General features: G+C 70.5%; 13 protein-coding genes. 6 read left to right on the forward strand and 7 right to left on the reverse strand.

Going from position 1 to position 14,653, the window contains the following annotated elements; genetic code table 11:
• Positions 1 to 80 precede the first annotated feature (80 nt).
• From EDD93_RS12955 to EDD93_RS12965, 3 genes are all read right to left on the reverse strand, one after another.
• Entirely contained in the window at positions 81 to 1,298 is a 1,218-nt protein-coding gene (locus tag EDD93_RS12955; protein WP_123525291.1) for a DUF5667 domain-containing protein, read from the reverse strand.
• 224 nt (positions 1,299 to 1,522) lie between these two features.
• Complete coding sequence (locus EDD93_RS12960) at positions 1,523 to 2,299, reverse strand: ECF subfamily RNA polymerase sigma factor, BldN family (protein WP_123525292.1); 777 nt, start codon at positions 2,297 to 2,299, stop codon at positions 1,523 to 1,525.
• A gap of 317 nt (positions 2,300 to 2,616) precedes the next feature.
• Entirely contained in the window at positions 2,617 to 3,570 is a 954-nt protein-coding gene (locus EDD93_RS12965) for an HAD family phosphatase (protein ID WP_123525293.1), read from the reverse strand.
• A gap of 148 nt (positions 3,571 to 3,718) precedes the next feature.
• On the opposite strand from EDD93_RS12965, the gene EDD93_RS12970 reads away from it, so the two are divergent.
• The 6 genes from EDD93_RS12970 to hemB all read left to right on the forward strand — a co-directional run bounded on the left by EDD93_RS12970 (position 3,719) and on the right by hemB (position 10,297).
• A complete protein-coding gene (locus tag EDD93_RS12970) occupies positions 3,719 to 3,994 on the forward strand; it encodes a glutaredoxin family protein (RefSeq protein WP_123525294.1) in 276 nt (91 codons plus the stop codon).
• Between the two features lie 272 nt (positions 3,995 to 4,266).
• On the forward strand, positions 4,267 to 5,037 hold the full coding sequence (locus tag EDD93_RS12975; protein WP_123525295.1) for a redox-sensing transcriptional repressor Rex: 771 nt from the start codon (positions 4,267 to 4,269) through the stop codon (positions 5,035 to 5,037).
• Entirely contained in the window at positions 5,034 to 6,524 is a 1,491-nt protein-coding gene (locus EDD93_RS12980; protein WP_123525296.1) for a glutamyl-tRNA reductase, read from the forward strand. The genes EDD93_RS12975 and EDD93_RS12980 overlap by 4 nt, the downstream gene beginning before the upstream one ends.
• Positions 6,521 to 7,507 carry a hydroxymethylbilane synthase gene (gene hemC / locus EDD93_RS12985; protein ID WP_123525297.1) on the forward strand — a complete coding sequence of 329 codons (987 nt, stop codon included), beginning with the start codon at positions 6,521 to 6,523 and terminating at the stop codon, positions 7,505 to 7,507. Before EDD93_RS12980 ends, hemC begins: the two co-directional genes overlap by 4 nt.
• Positions 7,504 to 9,171 carry a uroporphyrinogen-III synthase gene (locus EDD93_RS12990; RefSeq protein ID WP_123525298.1) on the forward strand — a complete coding sequence of 556 codons (1,668 nt, stop codon included), beginning with the start codon at positions 7,504 to 7,506 and terminating at the stop codon, positions 9,169 to 9,171. Before hemC ends, EDD93_RS12990 begins: the two co-directional genes overlap by 4 nt.
• Positions 9,172 to 9,292: 121 nt before the next feature.
• Positions 9,293 to 10,297, forward strand: coding sequence for a porphobilinogen synthase (hemB, locus tag EDD93_RS12995; RefSeq protein ID WP_185092297.1), 1,005 nt, complete (start codon positions 9,293 to 9,295; stop codon positions 10,295 to 10,297).
• Between the two features lie 55 nt (positions 10,298 to 10,352).
• On the opposite strand, the gene EDD93_RS13000 is transcribed toward hemB, so the two are convergent.
• The 4 genes from EDD93_RS13000 to EDD93_RS13015 all read right to left on the reverse strand — a co-directional run bounded on the left by EDD93_RS13000 (position 10,353) and on the right by EDD93_RS13015 (position 14,321).
• Positions 10,353 to 12,326 (reverse strand): transglycosylase domain-containing protein, encoded by a 1,974-nt coding sequence (locus EDD93_RS13000; RefSeq protein ID WP_123525300.1) that lies wholly within the window; start codon positions 12,324 to 12,326, stop codon positions 10,353 to 10,355.
• Between the two features lie 112 nt (positions 12,327 to 12,438).
• On the reverse strand, positions 12,439 to 12,969 hold the full coding sequence (locus EDD93_RS13005; RefSeq protein ID WP_260255707.1) for a HEAT repeat domain-containing protein: 531 nt from the start codon (positions 12,967 to 12,969) through the stop codon (positions 12,439 to 12,441).
• A gap of 49 nt (positions 12,970 to 13,018) precedes the next feature.
• Positions 13,019 to 13,396, reverse strand: a complete 378-nt coding sequence (locus tag EDD93_RS13010; RefSeq protein WP_260255708.1) for a hypothetical protein — start codon at positions 13,394 to 13,396, stop codon at positions 13,019 to 13,021.
• Positions 13,397 to 13,541: 145 nt separating this feature from the next.
• Positions 13,542 to 14,321, reverse strand: coding sequence for a DUF4232 domain-containing protein (locus EDD93_RS13015; RefSeq protein ID WP_123525302.1), 780 nt, complete (start codon positions 14,319 to 14,321; stop codon positions 13,542 to 13,544).
• Between the last annotated feature and the right edge of the window lie 332 nt (positions 14,322 to 14,653).

The following is a 14,653-nucleotide window of genomic DNA, read 5'->3' on the forward strand; positions in this document are numbered from 1 at the left end:
TGCGGGGGCGCGTTGATTTCTGCCGGGGCAGCCGGGTTTTGCCGGACGGGCTGTGCGTGTGTGCCCGTCCGGCGGGTGGGTCAGGATTCGTTCTTGCTGTCGATCCCCAGGCCTCCGATCAGGCCGGGGATCAGTGGGGGCAGCGTGATGTCCGGCGTGGGCGGCGCGCTCGGGGTGTCCTTCGACGGTTCCGTGGCGTCCGGTGACGGCGGGTCGAAGAGATCGTCCGTGCCGCCTCCGATCAGTCCGTCCACCGGGGTGCTGCCCGAGTCCGAGGGGCGGGGCGAGGTGCTGCGGCCCTTGTCGCCCTCGTGCGAACCGGCGGCCGAGGAGGACGACGGCGACGGCTTGTGCGAGGAGGGTGCCGTGCCCGTGCCCGTGCCCTTGCCGGTGCCCGGGTCGGTGGAGCCGGACCGCTGGGATCCGCCGCTCTTCTCCGGGGCGCGGGGGAACAGCGACTGCAGCGGCGCGACTTCCTCGTCTATGGCCGCGAAGACCGAGCTCACCTGGTCACCCAGCTCGGTGAGCTGGACGGGCAGCCGGTCGCGGAGGCTGGTCCAGCTCTCGCGGTGCGACCGGGAGAAGGAGTCCAGGGTCTGGATCGGGCCGATGGCGCCGTCCCGCTGGTAGGCGGCGTGGAGCAGCCGGTGGCCCTCGGTGGCGTCGTGCGTCATGCCGTTGAGCGTGCGCCTGACCTCACCGAGCTGTTCGTGGTCCAGATCGCCGGAGCGGCCCCGCTCCATCAGCCTGCGGGCCTCGCTGAGCCGGGTCGATGCCTGGTCCAGGTAGACCTCGCCGCGACTGGTGTCGCTGCTGGCCAGGTTGAGGTGGATGTCCTCCATGCCGCGCTTCAGCCCGTAGAGCGAATCGCCCGGGAGGGCGTCGGAGCTGGCCGCGGCCACTCCGCCGAAGGCTCCCGCGGCCACACCGACGGTGAGTCCGCCGGCCGCGAGGCCCTTCGTCCAGCGCGATCTGGGGCGCAGTTTGCGGAGTGGGGAGGCCCGGTGGGCCCCCTTGTTCCGTTGTTCGGGCACTGTAGGGGCCGCGGGCGTGCCGCCCGCGGCGAACATGGCCTCCATGGCGGCGACGAGCTGGGCTCGCTGCACCACTTTGACCTCGGGATCCAACGCCGGCTTCGGTAGCTCACCGAGGCCGTTCGCCAAGGCCAACAGCGGTCCGCGGTCGGCCGGTTCGGCCGGTTCCTCGGGCTGTACGGCCGCCGCACCGCGGAGCGACTGCTCCTCCAGGGCCTGGGCGAAGGCGTTCGCCCGCCGGTGTGCCGAGACGTTTGCGATCACTGGCGGCACCTCCTCTCGTCATGACGGTCGACTCCCCTGAGGGTCCGGAAGGTTGCACACCTTGAGCGCATCCACACGATTGAGTGAGTGTCCGCGGACAGGGGGTGACGACAGGGGGCCTGCAACCGGCACAACGAGTGGCGCGGCACTTGGGTTACGCACGAAGGATGATCGGACCAGTGCGTGATGAACGTATCGCCGAGAGTGATTCGGCTCGGGTGGGATCAGCGGGCATCGTCCGGAAGGAGCCGGGCGAGAGTCCGGACGGCGCGGTACTGCAGGGTCTTGATCGCGCCCTCGTTCTTGCCCATCACCCGGGCGGTCTCGGCGACCGAGAGCCCTTGCAGGAAGCGCAGGGTCACGCACTCCTGCTGCTGGGGGTTGAGTCGGCGCACGGCTTGCAGCAGTGCGGCATTGGAGAGGGACTCCAGGACGGAGTCCTCGGGGCTGCGCTCGACCTCGTTGGCGTCGAGCATTTCGCCGGTGGTCACTTCCAGCCGGAACCGACTGGATTTGAAGTGGTCGGCCACCAGGTTTCGAGCGATTGTGACCAGCCAGGCGCCGAAGTCTCGGCCCTGCCAGGTGAACGTGGAGATACGCCGCAGGGCGCGCAGGAAGGTCTCACTGGTGAGGTCCTCCGCTGTCGCCTTGCCGCCCACGCGGTAGTAGATGTAGCGGTACACGGTGTCGCTGTACTGGTCGTAGAGACGGCCGAAGGCGTCAGCCTCACCGGCCTGTGCGCGCTCGACGAGATCCATCATGCGCGCGCTGTCGCTGTCAGCTGTGGGCCGACGAACGGTGGACGTGGTCGTTGCGCCGCGGTTGCTGCGTCTTCCGACCGCCGCACCGCGTTCGGCCATGGCGTAGCAAGGGCCGGCAGGTGCAGGGGTGGCAAATGCGGGTACGGCGTACGCGGTGGGGACGAAGCCGCGCAAGCGGTCGCCGACCGTTGCGCGCAGCGTAGCCAGGCCCGAGGCGTCAACCCCGACGTGTGGGTACACGGGACTCCCAGAGGCAGAGCTTCCATCACGTGCAGTGCGAAACCGTCACTCGTCGTAGTGAGTAGCGGGTTCCGGAATGCGTCTGAGGAGAATAACGCTTCGTACAGGCAGTGCTACACCCAGTTGCTCAAATCACCGGTTACGTCGCTTCAGTAGCGACTATTCGACACATCAAGTAGCACATCGTGACCGGTTATTGATCGAATTATTTCGAGATCTGCCAGGAGCCGCGACAGGTTGTGGTCGCGCCGGAGCGCACCGGCCGACACGGGTGATCCCGGGCGGCGGGGCGCTCCGGCGGGCGGTGGCGGCCGGGGTCAGCGGCGGCGGCGGTGCAGGGCGACGGCGGCGGCGGTGCCGCCCGCGAGGGCGCCCACTCCGGCCGCGGCGGGGATGCCGACCTTGGCCGCCTTGCGGCCCGTCCGGTAGTCGCGCAGCCGCCAGTCGCGGGCCCGCGCGTACTTGCGGAGCTTGGTGTCGGGGTTGATCGCGTACGGGTGCCCGACCAGGGACAGCATCGGGATGTCGTTGTGCGAGTCGCTGTAGGCGGCGCACCGCGCCAGGTCCAGGCCCTCCGCCGCGGCCAGGGCGCGTACCGCCTCGGCCTTCGCGGGGCCGTGCAGCGGTTCGCCCACCAGGCGTCCGGTGTAGACGCCGTCCACGGATTCCGCGACGGTGCCGAGCGCGCCGGTCAGGCCCAGGCGGCGGGCGATGATCGTGGCGGTCTCCACCGGCGCCGCGGTGACCAGCCAGACCTTCTGGCCGGCGTCGAGGTGGGCCTGGGCCAGCGCGCGGGTGCCGGGCCAGATGCGGTCGGCCATGTACTCGTCGTAGATCTCCTCGCCGATGGACATCAGCTCGGAGACGCGGTGGCCCTTCACGATGGACAGGGCGCTGTCGCGCGCGTCCTGCATGTGCTCGGGGTCCTCGACGCCGGCCAGCCTGAACCAGGCCTGCTGCCAGGCGAACCGGGTCAGTTCGCGGCGCTCGAAGAACTTCCGCTTGTACAGGCCACGGCCGAAGTGGAAGATCGCGGCGCCCTGCATCACGGTGTTGTCGAGATCGAAGAAGGCGGCTGCCCGGTCGTCTCCGACGACGGGGAACTCGGGCTCCTCGGCCTGCGCGCCGGGCGTGGCGCCGGCTTCGGTGTCGGCGGGGCGCTCGGCGTCGAGCGACGACTTCCGCGCGGCCTCCGCCGCTGCCTCGCCTGCCAGCACGCTCCGTGCTGTCGCGGAGCGCCTACGGGGTGTGAGCCATCCAAGAGCGGCCATGTCGTGAGCATAGCCAGTCGGTTCGGCCCTTCCCGACCTGCCGGGATGCGGCGGCGTGAACTCTTTGGGGCCGAACCGTTAAACGGGTGATTCCGGGCACCGGCGGAGCAGGGCCGGGCGGCTTCGCGCGCGGAGCAGAATGAGGGGCATGAGCCCCTTGCTGCGCCGTACCAAGAAGAAGCCCGCCGACCGGGTGGTGACCCTTGTCGGAAAACCCGGGTGCCACCTCTGTGACGATGCCAGGCTGGTGGTGCGGAAGGTCTGTGAGGAGACCGGCGCGTCCTGGGAGGAGAAGGACATCACCCTGGACGATGAGCTGTACCGGGAGTACTGGGAGCAGATCCCCGTGGTGCTCATTGATAACGAACAGCACACGTTCTGGCGGGTGGACCCGGCGAGACTGCGCAGTGCGCTGCTTTCCTGAGTGAAACCCGGTTACCATCGTGGGCGTTTTGAGTGGTCCCGGGGGTGTAGTCGTGAGGAGTGTGTACCACCTTGCCCCCTTCGGGCCTGCAACGGGCTGATGCGATCTGTGGTTCCTGGATCGCGCGACGGATGTGCGTGACCCCGGTCACTTTGACCGGACAAATCGGACACTATCTTTGTGCACGCGTTCACAAAGACATAGCCTGCATTCGACGGGGCGGCCATGGGACATGCGGCCGCCTGCAGCCCCGCTCATCCCGCAGGAGCACCGTGGCAACTGGCCGAAACCACCGACCGGCGACCCGTAGCCGAGGAATTCCCGAGGCCACCGTCGCCCGACTTCCGCTGTATCTCCGTGCGCTGACCGCGCTCTCCGAGCGCTCGGTCCCCACGGTCTCCTCCGAGGAGCTCGCCGCGGCGGCGGGGGTCAACTCCGCCAAGCTGCGCAAGGACTTCAGCTATCTGGGTTCGTACGGGACGCGCGGCGTCGGCTACGACGTCGAGTATCTCGTCTACCAGATCTCCCGCGAACTCGGCCTCACCCAGGACTGGCCGGTCGCCATCGTCGGCATCGGTAACCTCGGCGCCGCGCTCGCCAACTACGGCGGTTTCGCCTCCCGCGGTTTCCGGGTCGCCGCGCTGATCGACGCCGATCCGGCGATGGCGGGAACGCCCGTCGCCGGCATCCCCGTCCAGCACGCCGACGACCTGGACCGGATCATCAGCGAGAACGGCGTGTCGATCGGTGTGATCACCACCCCGCCCGGCGCGGCGCAGCAGGTCTGCGACCGCCTCGTGGCCGCAGGTGTCACCTCCATCCTGAACTTCGCCCCGACCGTGCTCTCGGTGCCCGACGGCGTCGACGTGCGCAAGGTCGACCTCTCCATCGAGCTGCAGATCCTCGCCTTCCACGAGCAGCGCAAGGCCGGTGAGGACGCCGCCGCGGACGACGGCCCCGACCCGGCCGCGCCGCCGGTGCGCGCCGCGACCACCAGCCGGAAGGGACCCGACGGGGACATGCCCGCCGTGATGCCGGCATGAGTCTCCTCGTCGTAGGGCTGAGCCACCGCAGTGCACCCGTCTCCGTGCTGGAGCGGGCCTCGCTGACCGCCGACGCCCAGGTCAAGCTGTTGCACGACACCCTCGCCGCGGAGCCCGCGGTCGAGGCCGCCGTGCTGGCCACCTGCAACCGCATCGAGCTGTACGCCGACGTGGACAAGTTCCACGCGGGCGTCGCCGAGCTGTCCACCCTGCTCGCCCTGCACAGCGGCGTCGGTCTGGACGAGCTCACTCCGTATCTCTATGTGCACTACGAGGACCGGGCCGTCCACCACCTCTTCTCGGTGGCCTGCGGGCTGGACTCGATGGTCGTGGGCGAGGGCCAGATCCTCGGCCAGATCAAGGACGCGCTGGCGCTGGGGCAGGAACTGCACACCGCGGGCCGGCTGCTGAACGACCTCTTCCAGCAGGCCCTGCGGGTCGGCAAGCGCGCCCACAGCGAGACCGGGATCGACCGGGCCGGGCAGTCGCTCGTCACCTTCGGTCTGGAGCAGCTCGCCGAGGGGCGCGACCCCGGCGTCTGGGCGAAGGGCAAGCGCGCCCTGGTGATCGGCGCGGGCTCGATGTCCTCGCTGGCCGCCGCGACCCTGGCCCGTACCGGTGTGGCGGAGATCGTCGTCGCCAACCGCACCCGGGCCCGCGCCGACCGGCTGGTGGAGATCCTCGGCCAGACCGGTGGCGGCTCGGTGGCCGCGCACGCCGTGGAGATGGCCGAGGTCTCCGACGAACTGACACGTGCCGATGTCGTCGTCTCCTGCACCGGTGCGACCGGTCTGGTGCTGAGCGCCCAGGACGTCGCCGGTGCGCTCGGGCTGGACTTCGCCCCCCGGGACGCGCCCGCCGCGCCCGTCGCGGCGCCGCCCGTCGAGCTCGACCTGCACGCCGCGTGGGTGGAGAACGGCTCCGTCACCGCGCAGGCGCAGGCCGTCCGCCGGGTGACCGTGCCCGCCCAGTCCACCGGGCCGGTCCGGCTCGCGCTGCTGGACCTGGCGATGCCCCGCGACATCGACGGGGACGCCGCAGTCCTCGACGGTGTGCGCCTCGTCGACATCGAGTCGCTCGCCGAGGCGTCCGCGGACGCCCCGATGGCCGCCGATGTGGACCAGGTGCGCACCATCGTCGCGGACGAGGTCGCCGCCTTCGGTGCCGCCCAGCGCGCCGCCCACATCACTCCCACCGTCGTCGCCCTGCGCACGATGGCCGCCGGAGTGGTCGCGGGCGAGATCGCCCGGCTGGACGGCCGCCTCCCCGACCTGGACGAAAAGCAGCGCGCCGAGATCTCGCAGACCGTGCGCCGCGTCGTCGACAAGCTCCTGCACGCGCCCACCGTGCGGGTCAAGCAGCTCGCCAGCGAGCCCGGCGGCGCCGGGTACGCCGACGCACTGCGGGAACTCTTCGACCTCGACCCGCTGACGGTCGCCGCCGTCTCCCGGGCAGACCTGAACGACCCGAATCGAGGGCGGTCATGACCGACTACTCACCCCTGGGCGCGGGGGCCACCGAGCCGCTGCGGCTGGGGACCCGGCGCAGCAAGCTGGCCATGGCCCAGTCCGGCCAGGTCGCGGAGGCTGTCAGCGAGGTGACCGGGCGGGCCGTCGAGCTCGTCGAGATCACCACGTACGGGGACACCTCCAAGGAGCAGCTCTCGCAGATCGGCGGGACCGGCGTGTTCGTCGCCGCGCTGCGCGAGGCGCTGCTCCGCGGTGACGTGGACTTCGCCGTCCACTCGCTGAAGGACCTGCCGACGGCGCAGCCCGAGGGCCTGGTGCTGGCCGCGGTGCCGGTGCGCGAGGACCCGCGTGACGTGCTGGTGGCGCGGGACGGGCTGACCTTCGGGCAGTTGCCGCCCGGCTCCCGGATCGGCACCGGATCGCCGCGCCGCATGGCGCAGCTCAACGCGTACGCCCGCAGTCACGGCCTCGGTATCGAGACCGTGCCGATCCGCGGCAACGTCGATACGCGTATCGGTTTTGTGCGAAGCGGTGAACTGGACGCGGTGGTACTCGCCGCGGCCGGACTCAGCCGTCTCGGCCGGAGCGGTGAGGTGACCGATTTCCTGTCGGTCGACACCGTTCTGCCCGCTCCCGGCCAGGGAGCACTGGCGATCGAATGTGCTGCCGCCAGCACTGACCTCGCCGCCGCGCTCGCGGAGCTCGACGACCCGTACACCCGGGCCGCCGTGACCGCCGAGCGTGCCCTGCTCGCCGCCCTGGAGGCCGGCTGCTCCGCACCTGTGGGTGCGCTGGCCGACCTCCTGGCCGACGGTCAGGCTGTCAACGAACTGCGCCTGCGCGGGGTCGTCGGGTCCACCGACGGTTCCTCGCTGGTACAGCTGTCCACCACCGGTCCCGTCCCCACGTCGCACGACGACGCGGCGGCCCTCGGTCGCGAACTCGCGGCCGAGATGCTTGCCAAGGGTGCGGCCGGTCTTATGGGGGAGCGAGCACTTTGAGCCCCAACGGCCCCGCCGCATCCGATTTTCCTGTCCTGTCCGCAGGGCACGTCACCTTCCTCGGCGCCGGTCCCGGCGACCCGGGACTGCTGACTCTGCGCGCCGTCGAGGCGCTGGCGAGCGCGGACGTTCTTGTCGCCGAACCGGACGTTCTCGGCGTCGTCCGCTGTCATGCGCGGGCAGGCGTAAGCACGCCTGAGCTGACGGTTGTTGACGTGCAGTCAACAGCCGCCGGTGTTCCCGTTCTCAGGGATGCGGCCAATCTTGTCATGGAGGCCGCGAAGGGCGGCAGGCGGGTCGTCCGTGCCGTCGCCGGTGACCCCGGCCTGGACGGTAACGCGGGCGGCGAGATGCTGGCCTGCGCGGCCGCCGGGATTCCCTTCGAGGTCGTACCGGGTGTCGCCAACGTCGTGGGGGTGCCCGCGTACGCCGGGGTGCCGCTGCGTGACGCGCAGGGCACGGACGTCCGGTTCGTCGACGCCCGTACCGCTTCGGACCGTTGCTGGGGCGAGGTCGGCGCGAGCGATGCCACGTGTGTCATCTCGACGACGCTCGACGCGGTGGCCGCGGCCGCCGGTGAGCTGGTCTCGGCGGGCCGCAAGCCCGACACCCCGCTGACGGTGACGGTCGGCGGTACGACGACCAGGCAGCGCACCTGGACGGCGACGCTGGGCACCATCGCCCAGTTGTTCAAGCAGGCCAAGGTCCTTCCCTCGCCGGAGGGGCACCGGCCCGTCATAGCCGTGGTCGGGGAGCGCAGCTCCGCCGCCCAGCGCGACCAGCTCGCGTGGTTCGAGTCCAAGCCGATGTTCGGCTGGAAGGTGCTCGTGCCGCGTACGAAGGAGCAGGCGGCGTCGCTCTCCGACCAGTTGCGTTCGTACGGCGCGGTGCCGCACGAGGTCCCGACGATCGCAGTCGAGCCGCCGCGTACGCCCCAGCAGATGGAGCGCGCGGTCAAGGGCCTGGTGACCGGCCGCTACGAGTGGATCGCGTTCACCAGTGTCAACGCGGTGAAGGCGGTCCGGGAGAAGTTCGAGGAGTACGGGCTCGACGCCCGTGCCTTCGCCGGGATCAAGGTCGCGGCCGTCGGCGAGCAGACCGCCGCCGCGCTCGTCGACTTCGGTGTGAAGCCGGACCTGGTGCCCTCGGGCGAGCAGTCCGCCGCCGGGCTGCTGGAGGACTGGCCGCCCTACGACCCGGTCTTCGACCCGATCGACCGGGTGTTCCTGCCGCGCGCCGACATCGCCACCGAGACGCTGGTGGCCGGTCTCATCGAGCTCGGCTGGGAGGTCGACGACGTCACCGCGTACCGCACGGTCCGCGCCTCGCCGCCGCCCGCCGACACCCGTGAGGCCATCAAGGGCGGCGGTTTCGACGCGGTGCTCTTCACCTCGTCCTCGACGGTGCGCAACCTCGTCGGCATCGCCGGCAAGCCGCACAACGTGACCGTCATCGCGTGCATCGGCCCGGCCACGGCGAAGACCGCCGAGGAGCACGGGCTGCGCGTGGACGTCCTGTCCCCGGAGCCGTCCGTGCACAAGCTCGCGGAGGCGCTGGCCGCCTTCGGCGCGCAGCGCAGGGACGCGGCGAAGGAGGCCGGTGACCCGGTGACCCGGCCGAGCGAGCGTCGTCCCGGTGCGCGCAGGCGTCGTACGACGACCTGAGCGGACGCGGCACAGTCCAGGGGTCCGGTCCGCTCAGGCGGGCCGGACCCCTGGCTTTTCCCGGTTTTTCCCGGCAGCGGTGTCGGTAAGAGCGTGATGTGTACGGGTCTAGTCTCGAAGAATGACTGTGTACGGAAACTTCCCCGGCTCTCGCCCCCGACGGCTGCGGACGACCCCCGTGATGCGGCGGATGGTCGCCGAGACACGGCTCGACCCGGCGAACCTGATCCTGCCCGCGTTCGTCCGCGAGGGCATCGACGCGCCGGTCGCCATCTCGGCCATGCCCGGTGTGCAGCAGCACACCCTGGACACCCTGCGGAAGGCCGCGGTCGACGCGGTCTCGGCGGGCGTCTCGGGGATCATGCTGTTCGGTGTGCCGCTGGACGAGAAGAAGGACGCCCGGGGCACTGCGGGCACCGACCCGGACGGCATCCTCCAGCTCGGTCTGCGGGCGGTGCGCGAGGAGGTCGGGGACGATCTCGTCGTCATGTCCGACCTCTGCCTGGACGAGACCACGGACCACGGCCACTGCGGGGTGCTGACCGAGGACGGCCGGGTCGACAACGACGCGACCCTTGAGCGGTACGCGGAGATGGCCCAGGTCCAGGCCGACGCGGGCGCCCATGTGGTGGGCCCCAGCGGCATGATGGACGGCCAGGTCGGCGTGATCCGCGACGCCCTGGACCAGACCGGCCACGAGGACGTGGCGATCCTCGCGTACACGGCGAAGTACTCCTCCGCCTTCTACGGCCCCTTCCGCGAGGCCGTCGGCTCCTCGCTCCGGGGCGACCGCAAGACCTACCAGCAGGACCCGGCCAACGCCCGTGAGTCGCTGCGCGAGCTGGCGCTCGACCTGGAGGAGGGCGCGGACATGGTCATGGTCAAGCCGGCCGGGCCCTACCTGGACATCCTGGCGAAGGTCGCGGACGCGGTGGACGTGCCGGTGGCCGCGTACCAGATCAGCGGCGAGTACTCGATGATCGAGGCCGCCGCCGAGCGCGGCTGGATCGACCGGGACGCGGCGATCCTGGAGAGCCTGACCGGTATCCGGCGGGCGGGCGCGCAGATGATCCTGACGTACTGGGCGACGGAGGTCGCGCAGCGGCTGGGGCGCTCCGGTTCCTGAAAGCGGTATGTGACAGCCCCGCCCGGTCCGGGGCGGGGCTGTCCCGCGACGGGGCTTACTTCCCGGTGGTGTAGGAGGTCCAGATCCGGAGCGGGAAGACGTTGCCGCGCTCCGAGTCGTCTCCGCCCACGCCCTGCATTCCCAGCAGTTGGGGGGTTCCCGGCTTGTTGCGGAACATCGTCACGGCCGTGGTCAGCCCCTTGGCGTGGCCGATGAACCAGGCCGACCTCATCCGGTCGTCCCCGTCGGTCGTGCCCGCCGAGAGATCGTTCATCGGTCCCTCGCCGACGAGCTTGTTGAGCTTCCTGTCCCGCGACAGCGAGGTCCAGGCCGTGATCCCCAGGGTCTCCCTCACGTCGTTCGCCACGGAGGCGTCCATCGCGCGCCGCCGCTCCGGCTTCCCGAAACCCTCGACCGCCTCGCCGTCGCGCGTCATCCCGGTCACCGAGTAGGGGTCGGCCCTCATGCCGTCGTTGTTGAAGGCGGTGTAGGCGTCCGCCATCCTGACCGCGCTCGGTGTGGAGGTGCCCAGGGGGAAGGACTTGTCCAGGCGGGCCAGGCTCTCCTCGTGCAGCCCGGACGCGACCGCCAGCTGCTTCACCTTCTTCAGCCCGATGTCCTTGCCGAGCCGTACGAAGGTGAGGTTGGCGGACCTGACCAGCGCGTCGCGCAGGGTCGTCTCCGGCATGATCTGCGCCGGTACGGGGCCGCTGCCCGGCGGACGGGTGGGCAGGGCCGCGAGAGGGGTGTTGGTGATCAGCCGCCCGGCGCTGTCGTAGCCGCTGTCCAGGGTGATCCCGTGGCCGTTCTGCAGCGCGGCGGCCAGTACGAAGGGCTTGAAGGCCGAGCCGACGGGGACGCCCGAGGTGTCCGCGTTGTTGGCGAAGCGGGTGGTCGCGTCGGCTCCGCCGTACACCGCGACGACCGCCCCGTCCTCGGGCCGGACAGATGCGGCGCCGACCTCGACGTACTTGTCCTGGGGGCGCTTGCCGGGGTCGAGGTCGTGCTTGCGCACGCGCCGGACGGCCCGCTCCAGCTCCCGTACCTTGTCCTTCTCGAAGGTGGTGTGCACCCGGTAGCCGCCCCGGGCGAGGTCCTTGGCGGTGAGGCCCGAGCGCTGCTTGATGTACTTGTTGGCGATGTCGACGAGGTAGCCGGTCTGGCCGCCGAGGCTGGTGGGTTTGACGGTGTCCCGCGGTTCGGGAAACTTCGTGTACCTGTCCCGCTCGGTCTGCGTCATCATGCCGTTCTCGACCTGCCGGTCCAGAACCCACTTCCAGCGCTCGACGGCGCGTTCGTGGTTGGCCTTGCCGCCTGCGGGGTCGTACTGCTCGGCCCCCTTGAGCAGCGACGCGAGCATCGCCGTCCGGCCCGGGTCGAGGTCCTTCGCGGGGACGCCGTAGTACGTGACCGCCGCCGCCTGGATGCCGTAGGCGCCTCGGCCGAACCAGCTGGTGTTCAGGTACCCCTGGAGAATCGCGTTCTTGCTCTGCTTGTTGCTGAGCTTGAGCGAGATGAAGAACTCCTTGAACTTCCGCTTCGCCGACTGCTCCTGGCTGAGGTAGGTGTTCTTCACGTACTGCTGGGTGATGGTGGAGCCGCCCTGGGTCTCACCGCCCTCGACCATGCTGACGGCCGCGCGGGCGATTCCCTTCACCGAGACTCCCGAGTCGGAGTAGAAGGTCTCGTTCTCGGCGGCGATGACCGCGTGTTCCATCGAGTCGGGTATGTCGGCGAGCGTGACGTTCTGCCGGTTGACCGTGCCGACGCTCACCAACTGGCTGCCGTCCGCCCAGTAGTAGACGGTGCCCTGTCTGCGTGCCTCGTCGTTCTCGTCCGGGATGTCGACGGACGCGTACATCGCGGCGAACAGCCCTGCGAGCGCTCCGGCTCCCAGCAGGGCCACGCTCAGAACCTGCCGCCACGAAGGGGTCCAGCGGCGCCAGTTGGACCTGCCCCGGCGGGGGTAGTCGATCCGGCGCCCGCGAAGACGTATCGGGCCGATGGGGCGGATGGGGCGTCGGGCCATGCTCCAGCTCCTCGTTCACCGTCCGCGGCGGGGGCGCGGACTTGTGAGAGGAGATGTTCCGGATCACGGTCAGGTTGTCTCGGAGTCCTGCGCGGCGCCTTCCGGCCGGTGCTCAGAGCGCCGGTTCGCCGCCCCAGGCCGTGAGGATACGGGCCGCCTCCCGGCCCAGCGCCCGGTCGTCGGCCAGCCGGTGCAGCACCTCGGCGCGGCCCTCGCTCGGGCCCGCGTGGCTGAGCGCGGCCAGGGCGTTGTCCCGGACGAGCGGGTCCTCGTCGAAGAGGACGGCGGCCGCCATCGCGTCGTGGACCTCCGGGTCGTCCGCGTAGGGGCCGAGCGCCATGGCCGCGTACTGCCTCACCAGGTCCTCGTCGGGCCCGCGCATCACGGCCAGCAGCGCACGGGTGGCCCGCTGCCGGTGGGTGTCGTCCGTGGGCGGCCACAGCCGCAGGGCCGTCGTGGCCTCGATCCGGGCGAGCTCGTACTCCTCGGTGTCCTCGGTCAGTGCGGCGAGGAACGCCATGGCCGCCGGGTGGTCGGGCCGGTCCGCGAGTACGTCCCGCAGTTCGGTGACGAGTGCACGCTTCTCGTCGCTCTCGGCGGGCAGCGCGCGGAACTGATCGATGAGGCTCTCTGTCCGGTCCATGCTGTGTGGGCTTCCCCGTGGGCGGCCGCGCATTCCCGGACCGGCTGCTTCAGGGCAACTCGACGATGCCGGAGAACAGCAGATAGGCGAGGCCGACCGCGAGGGGGGCCAGCAGCGCGAAGAGGGCGCGGGGCCCGGCCCGGTCCGGCCGGCGCGGCAGGAACCAGCTCACGACGAGCAGGATGAGAGCGACCGCCAGGCAGCACACGAGGACGACGAACGCGGGACCGAAGCTCGCGTCGAACCGGTCTGACTCGGCTTCCGAGCAGGAGTCGCAGGCCATGGGCGAGAGCATGCCCCAGAGCAGCGTGAGGCACGCGAGCGGCAGGGTGACGACGGTGGAGATCAGCGGCGCCACCCAGCCGCCCGGGGCGTTGGACGTAATGAACTCGTTGTCTGCGTCTGTGTCTGGAGCTGTATCGGCCATGTGTGCTATCCAACCCCGGTTCGGACCGGAGCACATGGGTGTCCGTACTCAGATGCCCGGACCCACCGGAGCGCAGGAGCCCGGCCCTCCGGCGGTACGGCCGTCACTGGGACGGCCGGGGTGCCGGAGGGCCGGGCGGACGGGCTCAGTAGGTGAGGGCGTCGGCCATCTCGGCCTGCCAGTAGGTGACGAAGCCGTTGTCGTCCCACATGGTGTTGGCCGGGAGGGACAGCTCGGCCGGGGTGCCCGTGGAGCCCTCCGGGCTCTTGCCGGAGAAGTTGACCTGGAGGTGGGTGCCCTTGCGCGGGGCCGGGCCGGCGCCGGGCTCGCCGATCAGGCCGATGGAGGCGTACGCGGACTGGCCCGGGTCGAGCGTCACGACGGCCTGGGGCCGGCTGTCCTCCAGGATCGGGAAGACGGCCTGCGCGTCGTCGAAGCGGAGCTTGGGCGAGTAGTAGGCGTAGCAGGTCTTGCTGCCCGAGTTGGTCAGGGTCAGCAGCAGGTGGTTGATGGGGCGGGTCACCTTGCTGACGCTGGTCTTGGTGTTCGAGCCGTCGCAGGTCACCGTCTTGCCGTACTTGGTGGCGTCGCCCTTGTTGGCCGTGGAGCCGCTGGAACCCTTTCCGGCCTTCGCCGCATCCGACGTGCCGTTCGACGTGCCGTTCGACGTGCCGTTCGAGGTCCCGTTCGACGTGCCGCCGGACTTGGCCTTGGCGGCGTCGGCGTCGGCTTCGGCGTCGGCGTCCTTCGCCGGTGCGTCGGTCCGGGTCTGCTTGCCGGCGTTGCTCGCCGCCGGAACGGACGCTCCCGCCTTGCCGTTGTCGCTCGTGCTGCTGCCGTCGTCACCACTGCATGCGGTGAGCGAGAGGGCGGCCAGCAGAGCGGTGGCGGCGAGGGCGGTGGTGCGGATGCGGCTGCTGCGCATGGTGGTACTCCCCGTGAAGTGATTGCGGTTGCTTGTGTGGTGCACGTGGTTGTGCTCGGTGACGGTTGATCAGTGCTGACGGATCAGTGTCGGTGGATCAGGGCCGGTGGATGAGGATCATGACGACCGTGCCGGTCACGATCACCACGCCGATGGCCAGAACATCGATGAGCTCGATGCGGAAGAGGGTTCGCATTCGCTCGTCCCCTGTGGTCTCTGCGGTGTGGTCACAGATTGCGGGGCGGCGGATTCCGGCCGCAACACCTGCAGATCCATTGGGGATGCTGGAATGCCTGCGCGTACTGTGACCTGGGCAGATTCCACGTCCCTGG

Source organism: Streptomyces sp. 840.1 (genome assembly GCF_003751445.1).
Classification (GTDB): Bacteria; Actinomycetota; Actinomycetes; order Streptomycetales; family Streptomycetaceae; genus Streptomyces.